This is a genomic window from Inhella sp. (assembly GCF_027532025.1).
Lineage (GTDB): Bacteria > Pseudomonadota > Gammaproteobacteria > Burkholderiales > Burkholderiaceae_C > Inhella.
Genome location: NZ_JAPZSY010000025.1, coordinates 38,802 through 61,166, shown reverse-complemented (window position 1 = coordinate 61,166; position 22,365 = coordinate 38,802). Strand labels below are relative to the sequence as shown.

The window sequence follows — 22,365 nt, the reverse complement described above, 5'->3', positions numbered from 1 at the left end:
GTTACTTTTTGCCCTGGTTGGCCACCGCCGCAGCGGCGGCGGCGATGGCGTCCTGGTCGCCCAGGTAGTAACTCTTGATGGGTTTGAGTTGCTCGTCCAGTTCGTAGACCAACGGCACGCCGTTGGGGATGTTCACGCCCACGATGGCGTCGTCGGCGATGCCGTCGAGGTGCTTGACCAGCGCGCGGATGGAGTTGCCGTGCGCGGCGATCAGCACGCGCTGGCCGGCCTTGATGGCCGGGGCGATTTCGCCTTCCCAGTGCGGCAGCACGCGGGCCACGGTGTCCTTCAGGCATTCGGTCAGCGGCACGTCCACGCCGGCGTAGCGCCGGTCGCCGCGCTCGCTGCGGGGGTCGTTGGCTTCCAACGCGGGCGGCGGCGTGTCGTAGCTGCGGCGCCAGATCAGCACCTGCTCGTCGCCATACTGCTTGGCCATGTCGCTCTTGTTCAGGCCTTGCAGCGCGCCGTAGTGGCGCTCGTTCAGGCGCCAGTGGTGGTGGATGGGCAGCCAGGTGCGATCCATCCCGTCCAGGCAGTGCCACAAGGTCCAAATGGCGCGGCTCAACACCGAGGTGTAGGCCACGTCGAAGTCGTAGCCCTCGGCCTTGAGCAATCGGCCCGCGGCCTGCGCTTGCGCCACGCCCGTGGCGGTGAGCGGCACGTCGGTCCAGCCGGTGAAGCGGTTTTCCAGGTTCCAGGTGGATTCGCCGTGGCGGAGCAAAACGAGCTTGGTCATGGTGCGGTGCAGCAAAGTGAAGGCGGCATTCTAGGAAGCGCGATGACCCGCGCCGGAAAGCCAGCATTCGCCGCTCCCTAAAATCCGAGGTTTTCTCGAACACGGTGCACGCGGTGGACTTTCTGATTCAGAACTGGTTTTTGGTCGTGATGGCGGCCGGCTCGGGCTTGATGCTCTTGTGGCCCACCCTCAGCGGCAAGTCGGCCGGGGTGTCGCCCGCCGAGGCGGTGCGGCTCATCAACCGCGAGAAGGCCGTCTTGCTGGACGTGAGCGAGCCGGCCGAGTACGCCGCCGGCCACGCGGTGGGCTCGCGCCACCTGCCCATGGGCCAGATCGAAGCCGGTGCCAAACCGCTGCCCACCAACAAGGCCTTGCCCTTGGTGGTGGTGTGTCCGTCGGGCCTGCGCGCGGGCCGCGCCGCGGGACTGCTGCGCAAGCTCGGCTTCGAAAACGCCGTCTCGCTCAGCGGCGGCCTGGCCGCTTGGCGCGAGGCCAACCTGCCCATCGAAAAGAGCGCCTGACCATGCCGGCGCTCGTGACCATGTACACCACGCAGGTGTGCCCGTTTTGCATCCGTGCCAAGCAGTTGTTGAAGGCGCGAGGGGTGGAGTCGATCGAGGAGATTCGCATCGACCTGGACCCCGCCCAGCGCGACGCCATGATGGCGCGCACCGGGCGGCGCACCGTGCCACAGATCTACATCGGCGACACCCATGTGGGGGGCTGCGACGACCTCGTCGCCCTCGACCAGCGTGGCGGCCTGCTGCCGCTGCTGCAAGGCTGAGACAATCGCGCCGCTCGACCGGCCCGCGTGCACAACGCGGGCCTTTTTTCACCGACCCCCATCCCTTCGCGAGAGCCCCATGGCCGACGAACAAAACCAAGCCGTCCCGACCTTCAACATCCAGCGCATCTACCTGAAGGACCTGTCGCTGGAGCAGCCCAATTCCCCTCAGGTGCTGCTGGATACCTCGCAGCCGCAGGTGGACATCAACCTGACTTTGGCGGGCGAGCCCATCCAAGACGGGGTGTTCGAAGTCTGCGTGACGGCCACGGTGAACACCAAGGTCAGCGACAAGACCTTGTTCTTGGTCGAGGCCAAGCAAGCGGGCATTTTCGAGATCCGCAACGTGCCGCAAGAGCAGGTCGAGGGCATTCTGGGCGTGGTGTGCCCGCAAATGATTTACCCCTACCTGCGCGCCATCGTGAGCGACGTCTGCACCCGTGCCGGTTTCCCCCCGGTGCTGTTGACGGAGGTCAACTTCCAGGCCATGTTCGAGGCCCAGCAGGAGGCGCGTGCCCAACAACTGGCGGGCCAGCAGCCGAACTGAGCGCCCATCGCCCGGTCACAATGAAAGCGCGCCCATCCGGCGCGCTTTTTTCTTGCCCATGCAACTCACCGTTCTTGGCGCCGGAGCCTGGGGCACGGCGCTCGCCATCCAGGCCGCGGCGCGCCACACCGTCACGCTGTGGGCGCGCGACGCCGCCCAGGTGGCCCAGATGCAGTCCGACGGGCGCAACGCCCGCTACCTGCCCGAGGTGGCGCTGCCGCCGGCCCTGCGCTTGACGGCCGACTGGGATGCCGCGTTGGCGGGCGCCGGGTGCATCGTCGTGGCCTGCCCGATGGCGGGTTTGCGCGAGGCGCTGCAGCGCTGCACGGGCGCCACGCCGTTGTTGTGGCTGTGCAAGGGCTTCGAAGCGGGCACGGGCCTGCTGGGGCACGAGATCGCCCGCGCCGTGGGGCGGGAGCGGGTGGGCATCCTCAGTGGGCCCAGCTTCGCGCAAGAGGTGGCCCGGGGTCAGGCCACGGCCTTGGTGGCCGCGAGCGAATGGCCCGAGGTGGCGCAACTGGCGGTGGACGTGTTCCATGGCGAGCGGCTGCGCGTCTACACCAGCACCGACCCAGTGGGGGTGGAGGTGGGGGGGGCCGTGAAGAACGTGATGGCCATCGCCACGGGGGTGGCCGATGGGCTGCGCGAGCGTGCCGAAGCCGCGGACGATTGGGCCCACGCACCCGGGCTGAACGCCCGTGCGGCCTTGCTCACCCGCGGCCTGGCCGAGATGACCCGCTTGGGCCTGGCCCTGGGGGCTCGAGCGGAAACTTTTCTCGGCTTGTCGGGCCTGGGCGACCTGGTGCTGACGGCCACGGGCGATCTCAGTCGCAACCGCAAGGTGGGTCTGCTCTTGGCGCAAGGCTTGCCCTTGAACGAGGTGCTGGCTCGCCTGGGTCACGTGGCCGAAGGCGTTTACAGCGCGCAAACGGTATTGGCTCGGGGCGAGGCTTTGGGCTTGGACTTGCCCATCACCCGCACCGTGGTGGACTTGCTGGCCGCTCGACTGACACCGCCCGAGGCGCTGGCGCGCTTGATGGGGCGCGATCCGCGGGCCGAGGTGGATGCGGCCGGCGTCTCAGCCCGCTGACCCGCTGGCGCACCGACCGGCGGGGCCGAACACCTCGAACGCGGCGGGCTCGCCGTACAGCGCCGCCCAGCCGGGCAGAGCCAGCGGCCGCAGGAATTGCAACTCCAGGTGCTGGAGCGCTTGCCCGCCGGCGCGAGCCCATTCGGCTTCACAACGGGCCATGGTGTGCATGCCGTGGATGATGGGTTGGGCCATGCCCAGGCGTCGCGCGGTCCAGGGCCACAGGTGGATGGGATTGGCGTCGCCAGACATCCAGGCGTAGGCCACGCCGGCATTCGCCGGCAAGTCCCAGCAGGCTTGAAGCTCCGTGTCGGGGGCCGGTTCGGGGGCGCGGTCGCGCAGCGGTCGGGCGCCGGGCTCGCGCGGTGGCCGGTACAGGCTCCAGGCGCGGACCACCGGAACGCCGTGCTGCAGCAGTTCGGCGTTCAAGCGCACGTTGCGCTTGCCCTCCGACCGAGCACTCAACAGCACCTCGAACGGGGCCTCGAGCGTCCACGGCGCCAAGGCGGTGATCGACTGCGCCATGTGCACCATGCCGACCACCCGGTGAGGGAAGGCGGGCCTGAGCATCCACTCCAGTTGGGCGCGTTGTAGCGACAGGTAATGCAGGCACAGGGGCACGGGGGTTTCGGGGCCGTAGCCCAGGTGCCGGTGAAAGGCGGCGACGGTGCTGGGGTTCAGGGCCGGGGCGTGCCAGTGCGCCACGTCTTGGGGCAGCGCCGCCCCCGGCGGTCGCTCGCCCGACAGGCCGGCGCGCAGCACCAGCCACCACGCATGGCGGGGCAGGGGGTTGGAGCTCACACCGCGCCCTCGTAACCGTGCTGTCGCCAGGCTTCGAACACGGCCACGGCCACGGCATTGCTGAGGTTCAGGCTGCGCTGCTGGGGTCGTATGGGCAAACGCAGCCAGCGGGCGACGTCGATCTGGCTCTGGATGTCGGCAGGCAAGCCCGCGCTCTCGGAGCCGAACACCAACCAATCGCCCGCCTGCCAACTCACCCGATGGAAGCCGGTGGTGCCGCGGGTGGTGAAGGCGAAGACGCGCTCGGGTGGCGGCTGCTCGGTCGCCAAGAAGGCGGCCCAATCGTCGTGCACGCGCAGGTCGGCGTACTCGTGATAGTCCAGCCCGGCGCGTTGCAGCAGCTTGTCTTCCAGGCTGAAGCCCAGCGGCCGCACCAAGTGCAGGCGGCAGCCGGTGTTGGCCGACAAGCGGATGGCGTTGCCCGTGTTGGGTGGGATCTCGGGGTGGACGAGGACGATGTTGAACATGCGGAGGGTCAGTCGGTCGGACGCGGGGTGCGCGCCACGCACCATGCCTGGACCGACGCGGCGCCGTGGCGCCGGAGCAGCGCGGCCAAAGCCGACATCGTCGCACCAGTCGTCATCACGTCGTCCACCAATGCCCAATGTTGTCCGGCCACGGAAGCGCCGGCGCGCAGCGCGAAGGCCTCCCGCAGGCGCTGTTGCCGGGTTTGCCGATCGGGCGCCAGTGCCTGCGACGGCGTGTCGGCCAGGCGCTGCACGAGCGGCGATGGCAGGCGCAGACCCAAGGCGCGCGACAGGTGGCGGGCGATCTCGTGCGCTTGGTTGTGCCCGCGCTCGGCCAAGCGCTGGGGGTGCAGCGGCACCGGCAGCAACTGCACGCCGTCCATGGCGACCCCGGAACGCCGCACGGCGGCAGCCAGCAAGTCGGCCAGCGCCATGCCGGCGCTCAGCCGGGCGTGGTACTTCAGGCCATGCACCAGGCCGTCCCAGGGCGCGCCGTAGTCCACCGCGGCCACGGTGGCGTCCAGCGGCAGCGGCTCGCGCAGGCAGTCGGGGCAGGCGCCGGCACGCAGGACCAAGGCGCACCGTGGGCAGCGGTCCAGCGCCGGCGCAAAGCGGGTCACGCAGTCCCGGCACAGCCGGTCTTGCCCCCAGGCCAGGCAGATCTGACAGCCCCCAGGCAAGGGCCACCGGCGGGGGTCGAGCACGGCGCGCAGCATGGCGGCACGATACTGCGTTGCCATGTCCATCCTTGCGCCGTTTTCCGATGCCGACCCCGCGTTGCTGAGCGCGACTCGCTTGCACCCGCAGGCCCTGGCTCGGCAAGCGCGGCGCTGGCAGGCCCTGGGAGAAACGCCTTGGCTGCACGCCCAACTGGCCGAGCGCATGGCCGAGCGGCTGGATTGGATCAAGCTGGCGGTGCATCGGATCGTGCAATGGCAACCGCTGTGGGGCGGTGGCGATGCGGCCTTGCGCCGTCGCTACCCCGAGGCCCAACACAGTTGGGTGGAGGCGCATGCCGATGCGGCACGCCGCCTGCGTCCGGCTTGGTGGCAGCCTTGGCGCGCGCCGCTTGCCACGGTGGTGGCCCCTCAGGCTTTGCCCGAGGGGCAGGCGCAGTTGCTGTGGGCCAACTTGGGCTTGCACGGCGCGGCGAACCTGAGAGCCGCCCTGGCCACTTGGCACCGGGCGCTCGCGGTGGACGGCTTCGTGCTGTTCTCCTGCTGGGGCCCCGACAGCCTGCTGGAGTTGCGCCGCGCCTACAACGCCGAGGGCTGGGGCCCGGTCACGCCCGCTTGGGTGGACCTGCACGACATCGGGGACCTGTTGGTCGAGGCCGGGTTCGCCGAGCCGGTGATGGACCAGGAACGCTTGACCCTGACTTGGCCCGATGCCGATGCGCTGTGGCGCGACTTGGCGGCCTTGGGGGGCAATGTGCACGCCGACCGCCACAAGGGGCTCCGTACGCCACGCTGGCGCCAGCGCTGGCGGGACGCCATGGCGGCGCATTTGACGGGCGCGGACGGCCGCCTGGCGCTGACCTTGGAGTTCGTCGTGGGGCACGCCATCAAGCCGGCGCCACGCGTGGCGGTGGCCCCCGAGACTCGGGTTGGCCTCGACCGATTGCGCGACGAATTGCGCAGGCCGCGCGGCTGAGTTGCGGTAGCGTCGGCGCACGAAAGGACCCGACATGACGCTCGCCCAACCCCTTGCCATTCCGCCCAGCGCGGAGACCTTCTTTGCCAACCACGCGCAGTTGCGGCCGATGCCCGAGGTGGCGGCGCGCTTGATCAAGAGCTTCGACGATCCCAACGTCAGCCTGCGGGCCCTGGCCGATCTCATCGAAAAGGACCCCACGCTCAGCGCACGCGTGCTGCGCCTGGCCAACAGCGCGCGCTTCAATCCATCGCACAACGTGTCCACCCTCATGGACGCCGCCAACGCCTTGGGCCTGACCATGCTGCGCAACCTGAGCATGGCTGCCGCCATCAGCGGACGCTTCCCCGAGGTCCAGGGCTTGGATCGCCGCCACGTTTGGCGGCACGCGGCCATCACCGCCACCTACGCGCGCATCCTGGGCAAGTTGGTGCGTTTGGAGGCCGACGAAGTGTTCGTGGCCGGCATGATGCTGCGTACCGGTCAGTTGTTGATGGCCTTGAGCGCGCCCGAGCAAGTGGCCGAGGTTGAGCGCCTGGCCGGTGAGCCGGGCAGCCGCTACTCGCTCGAGCAACATCGATTTGGCTGCACCCATGCGCACGTCACGGCCTCGCTGGCGGCGCATTGGCACTTCCCCAACGAGATGGTGAGAGCCTTCACGGATGCGAGCGAACCGCTGGAGCGGCGCCCGTTCTCTCGCATGGCGGCCGTGTTGCACTTGGCCGAGGTGTTGGCCGATGCCGCGGTGAAAGGGCTGGACCCCGTGGAGGCCCTGCAGCAGGCCGTGCCTGAATTGGTGGCGCACATGCACCTGGACCTGGACGACCTGCGAGATCGCCTGCTGGCCGCAGGCGACCCGGGTCAGGACGTGGATGCGTTGCTGCACTGAGCCTGAGAACGGCAGTTGACCGCTTCACGCCGCATGCACGTCCAGGTTCCAACCACCATGGGCGCTCCCGAGAGGTTGCATGGCGAAGGGGTGGCCGGACGAAACAGGTGGACCAGGCTGGGCATGCGGCGCGTCTTGCGCCGGCCGGAGCGAGCGCGGCATGCCCCATGGAGGGGCTCCCCTCTCAACCCGAGGAGGGGGCCAGCCGCTGACGTGCAAAACGCACCAGCGCCCGCGCGGCTTCGCTCACCAAGGGGTGCGGCAGGGTCAGGGCCATGAGCTCACTGCCCTCGGCCAAAGGCAGGTGCCAGGCGGGCAGGCGGTTCACCAGGGTGCCGGCTTGCACGTCGTGGGCCACGCAGTAGTCGGGGGCCAGCACCACGCCAAAGCCAGCACGCGCCAAGCCCACCAGGCTGTCCAGGTCCACGCTGAAGGTGCACAGCCGGCCTTCCAAGACCTGCGCCAAGCGGCGCCCGTCGGCGGCCTGCCAGGCCAGGGGGAGTTCGTCGCGGGCTTGTCCCAGCACGAGCAGGGTTCGGCTCGCCAGGGATTCGGGGCTGTCCCAGGGGCCGGTCGCTTCGGGGGCGGAGTAGGCGCCCACGCGCAGGGGCATCAGGCGCTCCGCCACCCAGTCTTCGGGCGGCTGGTGCGTGATGCGAAACGCCACGTCCACCCCTTCGCTGAGCAAGTCCACGCGGCGATCGGTGAACAGCAGCTCGAACTGAACCCCGGGATGCTCGCGCTGGAACGCCGCCAGCAAGGGCACCAACACGGCGCGGCCAAAGCTGGGCACGGCGGTCAGCCTCAGGCGGCCCGCCAACGCCGCACCCGATGCCCGCAGCGCGGCGCGGGCGGCCTCGCTGGCGTCCAAAACCGCCTTGGCCCGCTGCGCCAGGCGCCGACCCGGCTCCGTCAGCCCCAGCGAACGCGTGGTGCGCGCCAGCAATTTGTGCCCGGCTTGCGCCTCGATGCTGGCCATGCGGCGGCTCACCGCCGCGCGCGTCAGCCCCAATTGCCGGGCCGCTTGCGCAAAGCTGCCGGCTTGCACCACCCGGGCAAACAGCTCCAGCGCATTGGCGTCCAGCCCGAGCTGCGGCCGAAACTGCGACAGGCCTGCGGCCATTGGTGAGGTTTTAGAACCGGTGTGTGCCATTTCTCTGTTCTAGTCAACAAAACATTGACTTTCTAGCATGGGCTCCTCGATGTTTTTGCCGGAGTTGCCCCGATGTCTGCCCTGTTGACCGCGCCCCAGTCGCCCAACCTGGTCCAACTGCATGCCAGCCTGGGCTTGGAAGACGATGCCCTGCACGATGAGGTGCCCGCATGGCTGCCCGTGGGGGGACAACACCACCTGGCCCTGCGCTGGTTCGAGCCGCGGCGTGCTTGGCGGGCGGCCGCCCTCATCGCCCCGGCCACGGGTGTTCCGCAGCGCTTTTACGCGGCTCTGGCGCGTTGGATGGCCGCCCGGGGCTACGCCGTCCTGACCCTGGACTACGCCGGCTTGGCCGACTCCCGCGCGGCGATGGCCGAGGGCGCGAGCATGCGGTCGTGGATGCTGCGCGACCTGCCGCTGGCGTTGGACGCCGTGCAGGCGCGGGCGCGCGTGGCTGGGGTGCCGGTGGTGTGGGTGGGTCACTCCCTCGGTGGCCATGCCTTGCCCCTGCAACCGTCGCTGGCGGGCGTCGACGCCGCGCTGTGCGTGGGGGCGCAGTTGCCCTACTTCGAGCACTGGCCCTCGGCCCATCAGCGTTGGGGCGCGCGGTTTTTCTTTCGCCGCTATGTGCCCGCTTGGGTGTGCTGGACGGGGCGCCTGCCCGGCGTGGCGTTGGGCGGTGGCGAGGACCTGCCCGCCGACGCGGCGCTGGATTGGTCGCGTTGGGGGCAGTTGCCCAACTATTACCTGGGTGACCCCGACATGGCCCAACGCCTGTGCACCCGCGACTGGCGCGGCGTGGCGCACTTCTGGTGCATCAGCGACGACTGGGTCTTCGGGCCCGAGCGGGCCGTGCAAGCCTTGGTGGACGCCTTCGCGAGTGCGCCCGGTCGCGCGGAAATGCGCCGCTTGCACCCGCGCGACATTGGTCAGCGCCGCGTGGGGCACTTCGCCCCCTTCGCCCGCCACGTGGGCGAACGCCTGTGGCCGAGCTGGTTCGACGAGTTGGAAGCGGCCGTGCCGGCGCTGCGCGCACGGCGGTGACTCGCGGCTGGCGCGTCCCCCGGCCGCTGCCCTCGCGTGCCACTTGCTTCAGAAACGACAACGCCGCTGATGCGGCGTGGTGGGTCGGGCTTCAAGGGGCCAGCCGGTTCTGGCTGTGAAGGGGTCTGGAGCGGGTGAAGGGAATCGAACCCTCGTATGAAGCTTGGGAAGCTGCCGTTCTACCATTGAACTACACCCGCAGCAGGGCGCGGATTATGCACCGCGCCTGGGCCGCGACGGGTGTGTTTCAGCGGCGGCGGCGCTGGGCCAGGCCCAGCAGGCCGAGCAGCAGCAGACCGGCGGTGGTGGGTTCGGGCACCTCGGCCGTCAGGCGTTGGAAGTTCAGGCCACCAAAGCCGTCCACGCCGGCGGCGTTGCCGTAGGCGAGGTAGGCCTCGCTGAGGTCGAAGAAGCCGGCCATCAGCGTCACACTGGGCATGGCCGAACCGCCGATGGACCGGTAGTCGATGCCCAGAAACTGCCCTGCCGCGAACCAGGCCACGGGCGTGGCGGTGGGGTCGGCGTCACTCAGGCCGAGGTCCAGGCCGAAGCCCATGAACCGAAAGTCGGTGAGCAGGGTCCAGCCGTCGAAATCGGCGGCCACGTCGTCGAAGCGGAACTCGCCTTCGTAGCTGCTGCCGGTCAAGCTGCCGGAGTCGGCGCCGCCGTTGAAGCGGTAGATGGCTTCGGCTTGGGCGCTCGCGCTCGCCAGGGTCAGGACGAGGGCGGCCAAGAGGGTTTTCAGGAGGGACATGGTGCTGGGTCTCGGTGCGTTCAGAAGACGAAGTTGCTGGGGTGCAGCACGGCGCAGGGCTGGCCTTTGATGAGAAGCATGGCGCGGGGCAGGGCGGGTCCGGCGGCATCGGGGTCGAGGCTGATGACGGCGTCGCCCCCACTGCTGCGGCAGCTCAAGTAACCCTGTGCGATGGGCGTTGCGCTGGCGATGCCCAGGGCTTGCAGCACAGCGCGCAGGTGGATGGTGTCGGCACCGGGTTGGAAGTCGGTGAGGGTGGCGCCGCCGGTGAAGCTGGCGCTGAACTGGAACTGGTCGTTGCCGGCGCCGCCCGTCAGGGTGCGGCGGCCAGCGCCGCTGACCAGGATGTCATCGCCCGGCGTGCCGGTGAGGCTGGTGCTGCTGGGGACGGCCACCAAAGTCTTGTAGATGTTCAGGCCGGCGACGATCGGGTCGTGGTCGGAAGAGCGGTAGGGGCCAGCGGCGTACAGGTCCGGCGGGCAGGTCTGGCCGCTGCACAAGGCGGGGGCCTTGTTTTCCAGGTTGTAGTCGGTCCACTCGCCCTCGTCGGCATTGATGTGCCAGTGGGTGGCGCCAGCGGCCTTGGCGGCGAGGCTGGGCGTGGCGATGAGGTGGTCCAACCGGCCCGCGGCGGCGTCGAAGACGTACGAGTAAGCCCCGGGCTCGTAACGCTCGATCAGGTCCACGTAGCCGTTGCTGGTCAGATCGTGGATCGGGTCTTCCATGGCGTAGGCGTTGAAGTCGCCCACCAGCAGCGCGTCCTGGATGCCGGTGGCGGTTTGCACCTCGGTCACGAAGCTGCGCAGACGCTGGGCTTGCTGCACGCGCCGGGCGTTCCAGCAGCCTTGGCCGTCGCCGCTGTCGGTGTTGCCGACGCTGCTGCTGCCCGGGCAGCTGCCCTTGCTCTTGAGGTGGTTGACCACCAGCACGAAGCGCTCGCCGTTGGGCATCACGAAGGGTTGGGCCAGCGGCGGGCGCTCGTGGACGGGGTTGGCGTCGCTGGTGGGTGTGAGGGCCGTCATGCGCGCCGGCTTGTAGATGACGGCGGTGCGGATGGCGTCGGTGCCGGTGCCCTGCGCGGGTGTCGGGGCCACGGCATAGGTGCCTGCGCCCACGCGGGCGTTGAGCGCATCGACGAGGTTTTGCAGCGCCACGGTGCCGTTGTTTTGCACCTCCATCAGGCCGAAGGCGTCGGCATGGATGGCCGCCAGGGCTTCGACGATCTTGCTGCGTTGGCGCTCGAACTCGGCCACGTTGTCGGCCCCGCGGCAGTTGCCGGCGCTGGTGCTGCTGCCGACCGTGCAGCCTTGGCCCGTTTGCCCGGCCACGTTCTGGCCGTTGGTGAAGGTGGTGAAGTAGTTCAGGACGTTGAAGCTGCCCACCTTCACGTTGCCGCCCACGGCCGCGGGCGAGGGCGTGCGCGGGTTGGCGACGCCGAACTGCGGGGCCACGGTGGGGTGCAGCTTGTAGTCGGCGGGGCCGGCGTTGGAGGCGGTGGCCAAGCCGAAGTCGACGACGCCGGTCAACGGGCCCACGAGGACGTCACCGGTGCGCGGCAGGGCGCTGGCGTTCAGGTAAGGGGTGGTTGCGGGGTATTGCGCGCTGCTGCCATCGTCCAGGATGAGGCGCCGCGCCGCGTTGGCTTGGGCCAAGGCCAAGGCTTGGGCGCTGCCGGGGCGGTGGCGGTTGGTGGGGGTCTCCAGTCGCGTTCCAGCGGCCAGGGTGATTTGGCCGTAGCGGGCCTGGAAGGCGTTTTGGCTGATCGTGAACGGCCCTGAGATGCTGACCAGCATGCCTTCGTAACGCTCCAAGTCGCCTTGCCCCAGGGGCAAGGTGATGGGGGTGGGCACCACGCTGCCGGTGCCCAGCAAGCTGACCTCGCTGAGGTTGGTCAACTCGGTCAAGGGGCGGGCCAAGGTTTGGGCGTTGCTGGTGGAGCCGACGTTGAACTCGGTGACGCGGCCGACGACGCGCAGGCGATTCCCCACGACCGCGGCGGGGTAGCTGGTGCTGCCGGTGTACACGAAGATGCCGTCGGACGTCGCGGGGTTGCCGTCACCGGCCGGGTCTTGAAGGAAGAAGCCGTTGCTGATCAGGCGGGTGACCACGCCTTGCACGGCCACGTTTTGCCCTTCCAGCGGGCTCTTGGCGCCCGTGCCTTGCACGGCGGGGATGGAGGTTTCCAGCGGCGCATCGGCAGGCGGAGGGGCCGGCGGCGGGGGCGGGGGCGGAGGCGGCGGTTCGACCGCACCGCCGCAGGCTGGGGCGGCGGTTCCGCTGTGGCGGGGCGCGGGCGTGACGACGCTGAAGTCGCTGCCGTTGACCTGGGTGTCGGTGCAGCCTGCGTTGGCGCGGGTCAGACCCGTGGCGTTGGCCGTGCCCGGGGCGGGGGTGCCGCCTTCGCTGCAGTTGGCGCTGCCGTAGCCCACGAAGTCGAGCACGGTGGCGCTGGGGATGGGGCAGGTGCCGCTCAAAGCGGTGGTGTTGGCGACCAAGGCCAGCTTGCCTGCGGTGCCGCTCATGTTGATGGCGGTGCCGGTTTGGTCGGGCGCCACCGGCAGGGGCGAGCCGTTGGCCCCGCCAGCCAGCTGCACCAAAAAGAAGCCGCCCGCCGGGATGCTGCCGCTCAGGTTGAAGCGGCTCCAGGAGCTGCCGGTGGCCGAGGCGTACTGCAAGGACCAGCCGGTCAGCGTCACCGGGCTGCTGCCCGTGTTGCGCAACTCGACGAAGTCGGCGTTGAAGGGCGCGCCCGAATTGCCGCCGCCCCCGTACAACTGGCTGATGACGACCGCGGCGCTGGCGGGCGCCAGGGCGCCGGCCAGGGTCAGGGACAGGGCCACGGCCAGCGTGGTGCGGGGGCTGCGGGGGGCAGCGCGGAATCGGTTCGGGTGCATGACGCTCCAGCAGGCAAAAACAAGGCCAAGGCGGCCACGAGGCCGTCTCGGCAAGGTCAGGGGGTGGGTGCGGCCCAGAGCGTGCGGGGGTGGGCACGCGGGCAACGGGCTCGCAGCCTACGCAGTTGGGGTGAATGTTTCGTGACATTTGTCGCACTTTCGTCCCAGGGGACAACCCGAGGGCGGGCCAAAGCCTTGCGCCGTGCAGCGGCGCCGGACGCTGGCCAGAATGCAGCCATGCACAACGTTCCTTCTCTGTGGTCTCTGGTGGGTCGGCGTCTGTGGCGAGACGCCCGGGCGGGCGATCTGCGCCTGCTCATCGTGGGGGTGGCCTTGGCGGTGGCGGCCGTCACGGCCGTCGCCTTTCTCGGGGATCGGCTGGACCGCGGGTTGCAACGCGACGCCGCGGCCCTGATCGGCGGGGATCTCGTGCTGCTGACCGACAAGCCGGTTCCCGCCTCGGTGCGCGCCGAGGCCGAGGGCAGCGGTTTGGTGCACAGCGACACGGTCAACTTCCCCAGCATGGTGCGGGCCGACGACGCCCACGGCGGGGCCAGCCGATTGGCGGCCTTGAAGGCGGTGGATGCGCAGTACCCTTTGCGCGGTGAATTGACCTTGCGCGGCGGGGAGCGGGGTCGGTTCCCGGTGCCGGGCACCGTTTGGGTCGACCCCGCCGTGCTGGACAGCCTGAACTTGGCGATGGGCGACACCCTGTGGGTGGGCGAGGCGCCCCTGCGCATCGCCGGGGTGATCAACAACGAGCCCGACCGCGGGGCGGGCTTCCTGGCCTTCGCGCCCCGGGTGATGTTCCACCTGGACGACTTGGCGCGCACGCAGTTGGTGCAACCCGCCAGTCGCGTCAGCTACCGGCTGGCCCTGGCCGGCACGCCCGCCCAGCAAAAAGACGTTCAGGCGCTGGGCGAGCGCTGGCGGGCCGAGATCGACGCCGGACGGCTGCGCGGCGCGCGTGTGGAAAACCTCGAAGGGGGGCGGCCCGAGCTGAGCCAAACCTTGTCGCGTGGGCAGCGATTCCTCAGCCTCGTTGCCCTGTTGGCGGCGGTGCTCAGCGCGGTGGCCGTGGCGTTGGCGGCGCGTGACTTCGCCCAGCGGCATTTGGACGAATGCGCCATGTTGCGTGTCTTGGGCCTGAGCCGGGCCCGTGTGGCCGCGGCCTACGCGATGGAGTTCTTGTTGGTCGGGCTGGGCGCGACCTTGCTCGGTCTGCTGGGCGGCTTGGCGGTGCAAGCCTTGCTGCTGCAACTGCTGCAAGGCCTGGTGTCGGCAAACTTGCCCGCCCCGGGCGCCATGCCGGTGGGCCTGGGCTTGGGCTTGGGCTTGTGCCTGTTGGTGGCCTTTGGCTTGCCGCCGGTGCTGCGTTTGGCGGGAGTGCCGCCGCTGCGCGTGCTGCGCCGCGACTTGGGCGAGGTGGCGGGCGGCGCCTGGTGGGTGGCCTTGCTGGGGCTGGCCGGTTTTGCCGGCTTGCTGATGTTGGTGGCGGGCGACGTGAAGCTGGGCGGCATCACGCTCGCAGGTTTTGCTGTGGCCGCGGCGGTGCTGAGCGGGGTGGCTTGGCTGGCGCTGTGGGTGCTGCGCCGCGCCGTGGGGCGGCACGCCCCCGTTTGGCTACGGCTGGCGGTGCAGCAGTTGGCCTCGCGACCCGGCGCCGCCGTGGCGCAAGTGGCCGCGCTGGGCACGGGCTTGCTGGCGCTGGTGATCTTGGTGATGGTGCGAACCGATCTGCTCGACAGTTGGCGCGCGGCCACGCCCGAGCGTGGCCCTGACCGCTTTGTCATCAACCTGCTGCCCGAGCAAGGCGAGCCGTTTCGCGCCACGCTGGCTGCTGCCGGCGTGCAGCCGATGGACTGGCACCCCATGTTCCGCGGGCGCTTGGTGGCCATCAACGACGAGGCCGTGGCCGGCCGGCGTTTCGCCACCGAGCGCGCGCAGCGCCTGACCGACCGCGAGTTCAACCTGAGCCACGCCGACGCCATGCCCACCCACAACCAAACCGTGGGTGGCACCTGGCGCCAAGGCGGGCTGAGCGTGGAAGAGGGGCTGGCTCAAGAACTGGGTTTGAAGCTCGGCGACCGTCTTGCCTTCGACGTGGCGGGGCAACGCGTGGAAGCCCCCATCACCCACCTGCGGCACGTGGACTGGAGCTCCATGCGGGTGAATTTCTTTGTCATCTTTCAGCAGGCCGAGATGGCCGTGCCCAGCACCTGGATCGCCACCTACCGTGCGCCGCCCGATGCCAGCTTGGACCGGCGGCTGAGTGCGCAGTTCCCCAACCTCACCCTGGTGGATGTGTCGGCACAGATTGCGCAAGTGCAGCGCGTGCTGGGCCAGGTGGCCGATGCGGTGCAGTTGTTGTTCGGCTTCACGCTGGCGGCTGGGCTGGTCGTTTTGGTCAGCAGCGTGACGGCCAGCCGCGAGGTGCGTCAGCGCGAAACGGCCCTGATGCGCGCGATGGGCGCCGAACGCACCCTGCTGGCGCGCATGCAGCGCAGCGAGTTGCTCGGGCTGGGGGCCTTGGCCGGTTTGCTGGCAGGCGCTTTGGCCTTGGTCGTGGCGGCGTTGCTCGCCACGCAAGTGTTCCAGTTCGCCTGGCGGCCGCAGCCTTGGGTGCCCTTGGGGGCGGTGGTGGGCGGCGCCTTGTTGGCGTGGGGTGCGGGTTGGTGGGGCTTGCGCGGCGTCCTGCGCCGCCCCGTGGTTCAAACCTTGCGCGAGGCCAGCGTGGAGTGAAGGTGTCGCTCAACAGGGGCATTCGGCGGAATGCCCGTTTGTTGGCGCCGAACTGCAGCGGCACTGGCCACCACGGTGGCGTCTTGCGCGGCGCTCGCCCCAAGAGCCGGCGGTGAAAGCGGTGCCGGGTGGCCTCAGGCGATGGCGCTGATGAGCCCCATGTCGGAACTGCTCATCAGGCCTTCGATGTCCATGAGGATGAGCATGCGATCGTTGACCGTGGCGATGCCCGTGATGTAGGTGGTGTCCACCGCGGCGGCCGTCATCTCGGGCGCTTGGCGGATCTGTTCCTTGGTGAGTTCGAGCACGTCGCTCACCGAGTCGACCACCGCCCCGACGACCCGGCCTCGCACGTTCAGCACGATGACCACGGTGAAGCTGTTGATCTCGCAGCTCGGGCAATTCAGCTTCACGCGCAGGTCGACGATGGGCACGATGACCCCCCGCAGATTCACCACGCCCTTGATGAAGCCTGCCGCGTTCGCGATGCGCGTGGGGGCTTCGTAAGAGCGAATCTCCTGCACCTTCAGGATGTCGATGCCGTACTCCTCGGTGCCGAGGCGGAAGGTCAGGTATTCGCCGCTGTGGGCCATGGTCAGCATCCGACCGGCTGGGGCTGCTTGCACGAGTTCCATGGGAGTCCTTGTGGGCTAGAGAGGAGAGGGCTCAGTGGCGGGAGCGGCGAACCAGGCTGCCGATGTCCAGGATCAGGGCCACGCGACCGTCGCCCATGATGGTGGCGCCCGAGACGTCGCTCACCTTCCGGTAATTGGCTTCGAGGTTCTTGACCACAACCTGCTGCTGGCCGAGCAACTCATCCACCAGCAGGGCCACGCGCCCGCCTTCGGCTTCCACCACGACCATGATGTTGGAGACGTGTTCGAAATCGAATCGCGGCACGTCGAAGATTTTCTCCAGCTCGATGACGGGCATGAACTCGTCCCGCACCTCCACCATGCGGCCCGAGCCGGCCACGGTCTTGATGGTGTCGGCCTTGACCTGGAACGACTCGACCACCGACGACAGCGGCAGGATGTAGACCTCTTCGCCCACGCCCACGCTCATGCCGTCCATGATGGCCAGGGTCAGCGGCAGGCGCACCGACACCTTCATGCCGTAGCCTTCGGCCGAGTCGATCTCGACGTGCCCGCCCAAGCTGGTGATGTTCTTCTTGACCACGTCCATGCCCACGCCGCGGCCCGACACGTCGGTGACTTGGTCGGCCGTGGAGAAGCCCGGCGCGAAGATCAGGTTCCACACTTCGGCGTCGCTCATGCCGTCGTGCGCATCGATGCCTTTTTCCTGGGCCTTGCTGATGAGCTTTTGGCGATTCAGGCCACGGCCGTCGTCGCGCACCTCGATGACGATGCTGCCGCCTTGGTGGCTGGCCACCAGGGTGATGGTGCCCATCTCGGGCTTGCCCTTGGCCATGCGGTCGGCGGGCATTTCGATGCCGTGATCGCAGCTGTTGCGCACCAAGTGGGTCAGCGGGTCGGTGATCTTTTCCACCAAGCTCTTGTCAAGTTCGGTGGCTTCGCCTTGGGTCACCAGGTCGACCTTCTTGCCGAGCTTGGCCGCCAAGTCGCGCAACATGCGCGGGAAGCGGTTGAAGACGACCGACATGGGGATCATGCGGATCGACATCACCGCTTCTTGCAGGTCGCGGGTGTTGCGCTCCAGGTCGGGCAGGCCGGCCGTGAGCTGTTGGTACAGGCCCGGGTCCACGTCGCGGCTGTTTTGCGCCAGCATGGCTTGGGTGATGACCAGTTCGCCCACCAGGTTGATGAGCTGATCCACCTTCTCGATGGACACGCGCAGGGTGGACTGGTCGGTCGTGGCCGCGGGGCGTGCTTCCGCCCGGGCCGCCGGCTTGGGGGCTGCCACCACGGCCGTGGTCGGTGCGGGGGCGGCGGCGACGGGCGGCTGGACCGGCGCCGGGGCCGCCGAAGAGGCGCCTGGCGCCCCGGGCGCATCGTCGAAGAAGCCGTAGCTCGCGTCAGCGGGCGCCGCTGCGGCCGGCTTGGCGGAGGCCCTGGGCGCGCCAGGGGCACCGTCGTAGAAGCCGTAGCCCTTGCTCAGCGGGATGATCTTGACCTGTTCGCGCGCCACATGGAAGGTGAACAGGTCGAGCAGGTCGTTGTCATTGGCGGTCGTCACGACCTTGAAGCGACGCATGCCGTCGGCGGATTGGCCACCGTCGAGCATGTCGATTTGTCCCAGGTCGGTGATTTCCTTGAACAACTCGATCAGGTTGTCGGCCTGTGCCGGGTTGTTCAGGGGTCCGACCTGCAGTTCGAGGTACCGCTTGCCGTCGTCGGGCAACTGGTCGTCGTGGATCACCGAAGCCGCAGGTGCCGGCGCCGGCGCTGACGTGACCACGGGGGCGCCGCCTTCGAGGGTGCCGCCGTCAACGAGGGTCTTGATGCTGGCCACCAAGCCGGAGCTGTCCAACAACTCGGTGCTGGTGCCGGCGTGCCGGGCCAGGAGGCCGCGCAACGCATCGCCGGATTGCAGCAGGATGTCGACCATCTGGGTGGTGGGCTGCAACTCGTGGCGGCGCAGTTTGTCGAGCAGCGTCTCCATGATGTGGGTCAACTCGGCCACGTCGTTGAAGCCAAACGTGGCCGCGCCGCCCTTGATGGAGTGGGCGCACCGGAAGATGGCGTTCAACTCTTCGTCGTCGGCAGCGTCGACATTCACATTGAGCAGCAACTGCTCCATGTTGTCCAGGTTCTCGCCGGCTTCCTCGAAGAAGACTTGGTAGAACTGGCTGAGGTCGATGCCGGCCCCGAGGTTGCTGCCTTCGTTGGTCATTTCACCCATGGCCTGCTCCGGCTTGACTTACTTGATGACCTTGCCAATGACCTCGATCAGCTTCGCGGGGTCGAAAGGTTTCACGAGCCAGCCCGTGGCGCCGGCCGCGCGCCCGGCCTGCTTCATGGCATCGCTGGATTCCGTGGTCAGGATCAGGATGGGGGTGGTCTTGAACTTCGGGCTCTCGCGCAGCTTCTTGGTCAGGCTGATGCCGTCCATGCGCGGCATGTTCTGGTCGGTCAGGACGAGGTCAAAGTCGCGTTGGCTGGCCTTTTCCCAGGCGTCTTGACCGTCCACCGCCTCGACCACATTGAACCCGGCATTCTTCAGCGTGAAAGTCACCATCTGACGCATGGAGGCGGAATCGTCAACGGCAAGGATGGAAGGCATGTTGGTTTCTCCGTTTCGGGATCAGTTCAGCGTCAGAAAAGTTCGACGGAGCCGGCATCGACTTCGTCTTGGGTCACCGGGTTCGGGCGCAGCGGCGCCTCGACGATCGCGGCCGAGCCGTCGCCGTCGTCGCCAAAAGCATCGCTGGCGAGTCGGTCGGAGCAGCTTCGGATGCGCAGCATGGTGTGGTTGATCAGTTGCGTGGACATGTCTTGGAACTGCATCGCGGTCACGGCGCCAGCGATGTCCTGCAAAACGGGCGCCAGCGAACCGGGGGGCAGGGCCCCGCCATCGCTGATCTTCTCAGCCAAGTCCTGGACGTGCGTTGACGCCGAGAAAAAGTGTGTGGACAAAGACTCACCTGCATCCTCCAAAAGTCGCAACAAGCGTTCCAAGTCGTTGACAACGGACATCAGGTGGTCTTGCAACTCGGCCGACAGCATGAAGTGCATCGCCGGCCCGTTGGGTCCGGCGGCGTCGGCGCCGAAATCGGCGTACGGCGGGTCGTTGTTCGGTGATGGATCCTGCATGGAGCCTCCGTGGCCTTGCTGCTGATTCGCCCCGTGGCGAATCTGCTCAAGGCGGCATTAGCCTATCCCAAGCTTGGCCTTGTCGGCATGGGTCGCCGCTAGGGTAATCCCTCCGGGTTGTGGCCTATGGCGCACCTATGGGGTGCCATTCACGGCTTCGACCCGGCCCGCCGGCGGGCTGTGGGCATACTGCCGCGCATGAATCCCCCACCGCAACGCGCGACCTCGGCCCCCGTTTGGCGGGTGCTTCACGTCGAGGATTCCGAGTTGGACCACCTGATGATCCAGGCCCTGCTGGCCCAGGCCGGTGTGTCGGTGCTCTGGCGGCGCGTGGACACCCTGCCCGAGGTGCTGCAGGCGCTCTCCGAGCCTTGGGACGCGATCGTGTGCGACTACCAGTTGCCGGGCACGTCAGGTTTGGAAGTGCTTCGCGCGCTGCGCGCGGCGCGGGCGTCCATCCCCTTCCTTTTGGTGTCGGGGGAGATTGGTGAAGAAACCGCAGTGGAGGCCATGCGCGAGGGCGCGGCCGACTACCTGCTCAAGACGCACCTGAAGCGGCTGGCCCCGGCCTTGCAGCAGGCCATCCGGGCTGCGCAAGCCCAACAGGCCCGCGACCAGGCCCACGAGGCCCTGCGCGAGAGCCAGCGGCAACTGCAGGCTTTGACCCGCCACCTGCAAGCGCACATCGAGGCCGAGCGTGCCGCGATGGCTCGGGAATTGCACGATGACGTGGGCAGCGCGCTCACGGCCCTGAAGTTCGATTTGGCGTGGCTGGCGCGCCACGGTCAGCCGTCCCAGGCGGCTCGTGCCGAGCAGGCCATGGCGACCTTGGATGTGGCCATCGCGGCAAGCCGCCGGCTGATGTTGAACTTGCGACCCCCCATCCTGCAAGAGGGCCTGGTGCCGGCCTTGCACTGGTTGATCGGGCAGTTCGAACGCCAGCAGGAGGGCATCCAAGCCCAACTGGTGTCGGATGCGGACATCCCCCTGGACGAGGAGCGTGCCCTGGTGGCTTATCGTTTCGTGCAGGAGGCCCTGCACAACGTGGCCAAGCACGCGCGGGCCACGCGGGTGACGGTCGAACTGGCTTGGGCGGGCGGCGTGCTCACCGTGGAGGTGCGCGACGATGGCGTTGGCATGAACGTGGCGGCCTTGCCGCCGACCGCAGGGCTAGGTTTGCGCGGCTTGCGCGAGCGGGCTGCGTCGGTGGGGGCTTGGCTGGACCTGAGCTCGGCCCCGGGGGCGGGCACGCGTTTGTTGTTGTCGTTGCCCGTGCTCGCCGCAGGGAACGACACGGAGATCGACATGGATGCCGAATGGCTGGAGGAAGCCCGATGAGCACCCGCGTGCTGCTGTGCGACGACCATGCCCTCATCCGCCGAGGCATCCGAGACACCCTGAACGACGCGGGCGACTTGCAGGTGGTGGGTGAGGTGGCCGACTACGGGGGCTTGCGCGAGTGGTTGCGCAATGGTGGGCAGGCCGACGTGCTGGTGCTGGACGTCAACCTACCGGGCCGCAGCGGACTGGACGTGTTGCAGTCCCTCAAAGACACGGGCGAAGCCCTGCGCACCCTGGTGGTGTCGATGTACCCCGAGGAGCAGTACGCCATCCGGTGCTTGCGGGCGGGTGCGTTCGGCTATGTCAACAAGGGCGGCGACCCCAGCGATCTGGTCGGGGCGGTGCGCATGGTGGCGCAAGGCCGCAAGTACGTGACGCCCGAGATTGCGCAGATGCTGGTGGAAAGCCTCACCGCGCCGGAGCCCGATCAAGCGCACGACCGGCTGTCGGATCGCGAGTTGCAAACGCTGACCATGATCGCCTCGGGCAAGCGCTTGTCCGACATCGCCAACGAGCTGATGCTGAGCCCGAAGACCGTCAGCGTCTACCGGGCGCGCGTGCTCGAAAAGCTGGAGTTGCGCAACAACGCCGAGCTCACGGTCTACGCCATCCGCCACGGCCTGGTGCCGAGTTGATCAGTTGAACGCCCCCAGCATGCGGTCCAGCACCGCAGCCAGTGGGGTTTGCATCAGCGGCAGCGTGGCCATCAGGCCCAGCAGTCCCACACTCACCGTGATGGGAAAGCCGATGGCGAAGATGTTGAGTTGAGGCGCCACGCGGGCGATCACGCCCAACATCAGGTTGACGAACAGCAGCAGGGCCACCAGAGGCAGGGCCACCCACAGCCCCATGCGAAAGATCTCGGCGCCCCACACCTGCGGCTGGACGGCGCGCAAGAACGCGAAGGGCTCGGCGCCCACCGGGAAGCTGTGAAAGCTGGCGGCCAGCGCTTGGATCAGCAGCAGGTGCCCGTTGGTGACCACGAACAAAAACGCCATCATGGTGCCGAGGAAACGGGCGGTGGCCGTGCCTTGACCGCCCGTGGCTGGGTCGAAGAAACCGGCGAAGTTCAAGCCCATCTGCAGACCGATCACTTCCCCCGCAAACTCCAGGGCCGCGAACGCCAGCCGCACGGCAAACCCCATGGTGAGGCCGATGAGCAACTGCTGCGCCACGAGCATCAGCAGCAGGGGCGGGCTGTCCAGCGGCAGCGGCGGCATGGGCGGCAGGCTCGGTTGGGCCGCGATGGAGAAAAACAGCGCCAAGCCGATGCGAACCGGCAGCGGCACGTTCCGTTGGCTGAACAGCGGCATGCCGGCCAACAGCGCCAGGCAGCGGATGAAAGGCCACAGCAGCGGGTTGAGCCACGCCAGGATGTCGGCTTCGGTGAACCCGATCATGGCGGAGGTCGCTCAGGCGATGGCGCCTGGGATGCCTTGCAGCACGCGCTGGATGTACTCGACCAACTGCGTCACCATCCACGGCCCAGCCAGGGCCAGCACGGCCATGGCCGCCAGGATCTTGGGCACGAAGGACAGGGTGGCTTCGTTGATCTGCGTGGCGGCTTGCAGCACGCTGATGACCACGCCGACCACGAGGATGACGCCCAGCACCGGCGCAGCGACCAGCAGCAGCATCCACAACGCCTGCTGGCCGATGGTGAAAACTTGTTGGGGATCCATAGCGACCTAACGTGACCGAAGGGCGCCGGGCCGCCCCAAGCCCGGAGGGCCCCC

General features: G+C 68.6%; 23 protein-coding genes and 1 tRNA gene. 10 read left to right on the top strand and 14 right to left on the bottom strand.

The features are described 5' to 3' along the window. Window position 1: 1 nt before the first annotated feature. Window positions 2-736, bottom strand: a complete 735-nt coding sequence (gpmA, locus tag O9335_RS05355; protein WP_298384656.1) for a 2,3-diphosphoglycerate-dependent phosphoglycerate mutase — start codon at window positions 734-736, stop codon at window positions 2-4. Between the two features lie 113 nt (window positions 737-849). On the opposite strand from gpmA, the gene O9335_RS05350 reads away from it, so the two are divergent. The 4 genes from O9335_RS05350 to O9335_RS05335 all read left to right on the top strand — a co-directional run bounded on the left by O9335_RS05350 (window position 850) and on the right by O9335_RS05335 (window position 3,157). Then, a complete protein-coding gene (locus O9335_RS05350) occupies window positions 850-1,257 on the top strand; it encodes a rhodanese-like domain-containing protein (protein WP_298384653.1) in 408 nt (135 codons plus the stop codon). 2 nt (window positions 1,258-1,259) lie between these two features. Beyond that, window positions 1,260-1,520 (top strand): glutaredoxin 3, encoded by a 261-nt coding sequence (gene grxC, locus O9335_RS05345; protein WP_298384650.1) that lies wholly within the window; start codon window positions 1,260-1,262, stop codon window positions 1,518-1,520. A 79-nt stretch (window positions 1,521-1,599) separates the two neighbouring features. After that, window positions 1,600-2,067, top strand: a complete 468-nt coding sequence (gene secB / locus O9335_RS05340; RefSeq protein WP_298384647.1) for a protein-export chaperone SecB — start codon at window positions 1,600-1,602, stop codon at window positions 2,065-2,067. 58 nt (window positions 2,068-2,125) lie between these two features. Further along, window positions 2,126-3,157, top strand: coding sequence for an NAD(P)H-dependent glycerol-3-phosphate dehydrogenase (locus tag O9335_RS05335; RefSeq protein WP_298384644.1), 1,032 nt, complete (start codon window positions 2,126-2,128; stop codon window positions 3,155-3,157). Here O9335_RS05335 and O9335_RS05330 read toward each other — a convergent pair. Genes O9335_RS05330 through O9335_RS05320 form a run of 3 tightly spaced genes read right to left on the bottom strand, consistent with a single transcriptional unit; the run spans window position 3,146 to window position 5,165 of the window. Further along, window positions 3,146-3,958, bottom strand: coding sequence for a MaoC/PaaZ C-terminal domain-containing protein (locus tag O9335_RS05330; RefSeq protein WP_298384641.1), 813 nt, complete (start codon window positions 3,956-3,958; stop codon window positions 3,146-3,148). The genes O9335_RS05335 and O9335_RS05330 overlap by 12 nt on opposite strands. Further along, a complete protein-coding gene (trmL, locus tag O9335_RS05325) occupies window positions 3,955-4,425 on the bottom strand; it encodes a tRNA (uridine(34)/cytosine(34)/5-carboxymethylaminomethyluridine(34)-2'-O)-methyltransferase TrmL (RefSeq protein ID WP_298384639.1) in 471 nt (156 codons plus the stop codon). The genes O9335_RS05330 and trmL overlap by 4 nt, the downstream gene beginning before the upstream one ends. A gap of 8 nt (window positions 4,426-4,433) precedes the next feature. Next, window positions 4,434-5,165: a ComF family protein gene (locus O9335_RS05320; protein WP_298384636.1), complete on the bottom strand. Its 732-nt coding sequence runs from the start codon at window positions 5,163-5,165 to the stop codon at window positions 4,434-4,436. Between O9335_RS05320 and O9335_RS05315 the strand changes: the two genes are divergently transcribed. Then, on the top strand, window positions 5,164-6,078 hold the full coding sequence (locus O9335_RS05315; protein ID WP_298384634.1) for a biotin synthase: 915 nt from the start codon (window positions 5,164-5,166) through the stop codon (window positions 6,076-6,078). The two genes, O9335_RS05320 and O9335_RS05315, sit on opposite strands and share 2 nt — an antisense overlap. A 34-nt stretch (window positions 6,079-6,112) precedes the next feature. Further along, on the top strand, window positions 6,113-6,967 hold the full coding sequence (locus tag O9335_RS05310) for an HDOD domain-containing protein (protein WP_298384631.1): 855 nt from the start codon (window positions 6,113-6,115) through the stop codon (window positions 6,965-6,967). A gap of 184 nt (window positions 6,968-7,151) precedes the next feature. Here the strand turns inward: O9335_RS05310 and O9335_RS05305 are convergent, their stop codons facing one another. Further along, window positions 7,152-8,090, bottom strand: a complete 939-nt coding sequence (locus tag O9335_RS05305; RefSeq protein ID WP_298384628.1) for a LysR family transcriptional regulator — start codon at window positions 8,088-8,090, stop codon at window positions 7,152-7,154. Between the two features lie 102 nt (window positions 8,091-8,192). On the opposite strand from O9335_RS05305, the gene O9335_RS05300 reads away from it, so the two are divergent. Next, the gene (locus tag O9335_RS05300; protein ID WP_298384625.1) at window positions 8,193-9,164 is read left to right on the top strand and encodes an alpha/beta hydrolase; all 972 of its coding nucleotides are present in this window, start codon (window positions 8,193-8,195) and stop codon (window positions 9,162-9,164) included. Between the two features lie 126 nt (window positions 9,165-9,290). Here the strand turns inward: O9335_RS05300 and O9335_RS05295 are convergent. The 3 genes from O9335_RS05295 to O9335_RS05285 form a co-directional block, all read right to left on the bottom strand. Next, window positions 9,291-9,364, bottom strand: a tRNA-Gly gene (locus tag O9335_RS05295). Window positions 9,365-9,411: 47 nt separating this feature from the next. Then, a complete protein-coding gene (locus O9335_RS05290; protein ID WP_298384623.1) occupies window positions 9,412-9,918 on the bottom strand; it encodes a PEP-CTERM sorting domain-containing protein in 507 nt (168 codons plus the stop codon). Between the two features lie 20 nt (window positions 9,919-9,938). Next, on the bottom strand, window positions 9,939-12,812 hold the full coding sequence (locus O9335_RS05285) for an ExeM/NucH family extracellular endonuclease (RefSeq protein ID WP_298384620.1): 2,874 nt from the start codon (window positions 12,810-12,812) through the stop codon (window positions 9,939-9,941). 237 nt (window positions 12,813-13,049) lie between these two features. On the opposite strand from O9335_RS05285, the gene O9335_RS05280 reads away from it, so the two are divergent. Beyond that, window positions 13,050-15,554: an FtsX-like permease family protein gene (locus tag O9335_RS05280; RefSeq protein WP_298384617.1), complete on the top strand. Its 2,505-nt coding sequence runs from the start codon at window positions 13,050-13,052 to the stop codon at window positions 15,552-15,554. A gap of 134 nt (window positions 15,555-15,688) precedes the next feature. Here O9335_RS05280 and O9335_RS05275 read toward each other — a convergent pair whose 3' ends face one another. The 4 genes from O9335_RS05275 to O9335_RS05260 are packed head-to-tail and all read right to left on the bottom strand — an operon-like array spanning window position 15,689 to window position 19,288. Then, window positions 15,689-16,189 carry a chemotaxis protein CheW gene (locus tag O9335_RS05275; protein ID WP_298384614.1) on the bottom strand — a complete coding sequence of 167 codons (501 nt, stop codon included), beginning with the start codon at window positions 16,187-16,189 and terminating at the stop codon, window positions 15,689-15,691. Window positions 16,190-16,220: 31 nt separating this feature from the next. Further along, complete coding sequence (locus O9335_RS05270) at window positions 16,221-18,377, bottom strand: chemotaxis protein CheW (protein WP_298384611.1); 2,157 nt, start codon at window positions 18,375-18,377, stop codon at window positions 16,221-16,223. A gap of 18 nt (window positions 18,378-18,395) precedes the next feature. After that, complete coding sequence (locus O9335_RS05265; RefSeq protein WP_298384609.1) at window positions 18,396-18,758, bottom strand: response regulator; 363 nt, start codon at window positions 18,756-18,758, stop codon at window positions 18,396-18,398. A 32-nt stretch (window positions 18,759-18,790) separates the two neighbouring features. Next, the gene (locus O9335_RS05260; RefSeq protein WP_298384606.1) at window positions 18,791-19,288 is read right to left on the bottom strand and encodes a hypothetical protein; all 498 of its coding nucleotides are present in this window, start codon (window positions 19,286-19,288) and stop codon (window positions 18,791-18,793) included. 198 nt (window positions 19,289-19,486) lie between these two features. On the opposite strand from O9335_RS05260, the gene O9335_RS05255 reads away from it, so the two are divergent. Then, on the top strand, window positions 19,487-20,626 hold the full coding sequence (locus O9335_RS05255) for a response regulator (protein ID WP_298384603.1): 1,140 nt from the start codon (window positions 19,487-19,489) through the stop codon (window positions 20,624-20,626). Further along, window positions 20,623-21,264 (top strand): response regulator transcription factor, encoded by a 642-nt coding sequence (locus tag O9335_RS05250; protein ID WP_298384600.1) that lies wholly within the window; start codon window positions 20,623-20,625, stop codon window positions 21,262-21,264. Before O9335_RS05255 ends, O9335_RS05250 begins: the two co-directional genes overlap by 4 nt. Here the strand turns inward: O9335_RS05250 and fliR are convergent, their stop codons facing one another. Both fliR and fliQ read right to left on the bottom strand, forming a co-directional pair. Beyond that, complete coding sequence (fliR, locus tag O9335_RS05245; RefSeq protein ID WP_298384597.1) at window positions 21,265-22,029, bottom strand: flagellar biosynthetic protein FliR; 765 nt, start codon at window positions 22,027-22,029, stop codon at window positions 21,265-21,267. It abuts the gene before it with no gap. A gap of 12 nt (window positions 22,030-22,041) precedes the next feature. After that, window positions 22,042-22,311 carry a flagellar biosynthesis protein FliQ gene (gene fliQ / locus O9335_RS05240; protein ID WP_298384594.1) on the bottom strand — a complete coding sequence of 90 codons (270 nt, stop codon included), beginning with the start codon at window positions 22,309-22,311 and terminating at the stop codon, window positions 22,042-22,044. Window positions 22,312-22,365: the final 54 nt, after the last annotated feature.